Below are 3,019 nucleotides of genomic sequence, written 5' to 3'. Positions count from 1 at the left end.
GTGGATTCTTCGAACGGATGCGCAGCGTAGTAGGCCTTGGAGAAGATCGGCAGGCTCGCGACAAACAGCGGTACGTCGCGGGCGCGATCCTTGGCGAACGTCACGACCACGGTGGCGTCGTCGAGCGGCTCGGCCTTCTCCATGAAGCGCGTCTGCGTCACGATCAGCGCGTGGCCCTTCTCCTTCAGCGTGGTCAGCGACCACGCGACGTCCTGCGCCGTGATCTTGGAGCCATCGTGAAACCGCGCCTCGGGCCGCAGGTTGAAGCGATAGGTCAGCTTGTCGGGCGAGATCGCCACCGACTTGGCCGCGTAGCCGTACAGCGCGTCCGGCTCGTCGGCCGCCGCCGCCATCAGGGTCGCGAAGGTCATGCTCATGCCCTGCGCGCCCTCGCCCTTCATGATGTAGGCGTTGAAGGAATTGAAGGTGAAGAACGACTGGTTGTAGGCGCGTGCCGACGGGATGAACGAGAATAGCCCACCCTTCGGCGCATCCGGATTGACGTAGTCGAAATGCGCGAAGTCGGCCGGGTATTTCAGGTCGCCGAACGCCGACATGCCGTGTGATCCGGCCTGCGCTTCGGTGCCGCCCGTGGCCGACGCGAGACGAAACTGCGTGGCGCCGATGGCGCCGAGACCGAGGCCGAGCACGCCGCGGCGCGACAGCATAAGCCGGCGCCGGCTCAAGAGCGGCCACCCGTCTTGGCCGCCTTTGCGGCGTCCCACCACCACAAATTGGGAAGTCCGGAGATCGCGTACTTCGCCAGCGGCTCGGGATGACTGAACCGGTCCCAGCGGGCGTAGTTCATGGTGCCCGACAGATAGTGCGGAACGCAGTAGAAATTCCACAGCAGCACGCGATCAAGCGCCTTGGACGCGGCGACCAGCTCGTCGCGCGTCTTCGAAAAGATGATGCGGTCGATCAACGCGTCGACCGCAGGATTCTGGATGCCGCAGATGTTCTCCGCCCCTGGATTGCTCGCGGCCTGCGAGCCCCAGAATTCGCGCTGCTCATTGCCGGGCGACAGCGATTCCGGCCAGACATGCGTGGTGATATCGAAATCGAATGCGCGCAACCGGTTTTCATATTGCGCGCTATCGACGATTCGGATCGACACCGTGACGCCCAGGCGCTCCAGCGACGGCTTGTAGAACAGCATCAGCCGTTCCATGCTCTCGGTTTCGGTGAGGAATTCGACGCTGACCGGCTTGCCCGAGGGATCGACCAGCTTGTGGTCCTTGATCTCGAAGCCGGCCTCCTTCAACAGCCGCGTCGCCTCGCGCAGATTGGCGCGCACGTTTTCCGGGTTGCCTCCGACCGGATTGACATAGGCCGTGCTGAACACCTCCGCCGGCACCTTGTCCTTCACGGTCTGCAGGATCGCGAGCTCCTCGCCCTCGGGCAGCCCCGAGCTGGAGAGCTCGTCCAGACCGGCGAAGTAGCTGTTGATGCGCTTATAGGCGCCGTAGAACAGCTGCTTGTTCATCTCCTCGAAATCGAATGCGTAGTTGAAGGCGCGGCGCAGCCGCACATCCTTGAACATGTCGCGGCGCAGGTTGAAGGCGAACCCTTGCATGCGGCCGATGTTCCGCATCGGGAACTGTTCCTTGATGACCCGCTTCTCGGTCACCGCCGCGAAGTCATAGGCGGTCGCCCACTGCTTGGCCGAGTTCTCCATGATCCAATCGATCTGATCGGCCTTGAAGGCTTCCAGCGCCACTAGATTGTCGCGGAAGTATTCGTAGCGCATCTCGTCGAAATTGTTGGTGCCGATCTGGGTCGGGTGATTGAGACCCCAATAGTCCTTGACGCGTTCGAGCGTCACGGACCGTCCGGCGACGAAGTCCTTGATCCGGTAGGGTCCGGAGCCGAGCGGCTTTTCCAGCGTGGTCGCGGAGATATCGCGCTTCTTGCCGTCGCTGCCGGTGCCTTCCCACCAGTGCTTCGGCAGCACCGTGAGCTGACCGACGATCGAGGGCAGTTCATGGTTGCCGGGCGCGTCGAAGGTAAAGGTGATCTCACCGTCGCCGGTCTTCTCGGCCTTGGTCACGTGTCGATAATAGAAGGACGCGCGCGGACTTTGCTTCTTCTGCACATCGAACGAATAGACGACATCCTCCGGCGTAATCGGCTTGCCGTCATGCCAGCGCGCATCCTTGCGCAGGCGGTATTTCACCCAGGCGAAATCGTCCGGGTAGGAGATCGCTTCGACCAGCAGGCCGTAGCTGGTTTCCGGCTCATCCATCGCGCTCGTGGTCAGCGACTCGTAGAGCAGGCCGACCGCACCCGCGATATTGCCCTTCGTGCCGGCGACCGCGGAGTTGAAGTTATCGAAGGTGCCAATCGAGATCTGCCGCACCGTGCCGCCCTTCGGCGCATCGGGATTGACGTAGTCGAAGCGCTTGAAGTCGGCCGGATATTTGATGTCTCCGAACAGTGACAGTGCGTGGCGCCAGGCCGGCTCAGGTGCGGCCTGCGCTGTTGCGGAGATGGAGAGCGTGGCCGTGGCGCCGAGCGCCGGAGTGAGGGCGGCAAAAGCGGTGCTTTGCAGGAGTTGTCGTCGGGTGATCGCCAAATCAAGACTTCCTTTGAACGAGGTCGCCCAAGGCGAAAACACCCCTGGACGAACTGCCTTTGCGCCCGCTTATCTCTTGAGCATGACTCCCACAACAAGCCGTGGTTCGTGCCGTCTGGAAAAAACTGGCCGGGATCGCGAGTTCCACTCATTGAGGGGGCAATATAAGGAAAGGTTTCGACAAATAACCTTGCTTTTTCCTCATGATACCGGCTTGTGAACGGCCGCGCTGCGGCGAAAGGTCCCAAAACCGTTGCGAATAACGGCCATCTCATACGAAAACGGCCAGGGATGACCCTGGCCGTTTGATATCGCTCTGCTTGTCCGTGACCGGCATCAGGCCGTTCCACCAGACAAAAGGGCTTACTTGGCCGCGGTGGGCAGCGGCTTCGGGTTATCGGACAGCGAGTTCAGATAGGCGATCACGTCGGCGCGCTCGGAGGC

2 protein-coding genes and 1 pseudogene are annotated in these 3,019 nt (G+C 61.9%); all 3 read right to left on the bottom strand.

Features of this window, described 5'->3' with window-relative positions; all coding sequences use genetic code 11:
* On the bottom strand, positions 1–668 hold a 668-nt coding region (locus tag WA702_RS15090), incomplete at its 3' end, for an ABC transporter substrate-binding protein (RefSeq protein ID WP_425111333.1).
* Between the two features lie 14 nt (positions 669–682).
* Entirely contained in the window at positions 683–2,575 is a 1,893-nt protein-coding gene (locus tag WA702_RS15085; RefSeq protein WP_425111332.1) for an extracellular solute-binding protein, read from the bottom strand.
* A 363-nt stretch (positions 2,576–2,938) separates the two neighbouring features.
* Positions 2,939–3,019 (bottom strand): annotated as a pseudogene (locus WA702_RS15080) (c-type cytochrome); the annotation flags it as partial.

Source organism: Bradyrhizobium sp. (assembly GCF_049798375.1).
GTDB lineage: Bacteria > Pseudomonadota > Alphaproteobacteria > Rhizobiales > Xanthobacteraceae > Bradyrhizobium.
Note: the sequence above shows the minus strand (reverse complement) of the source record. Positions and strands in the feature narration are given on the sequence as shown.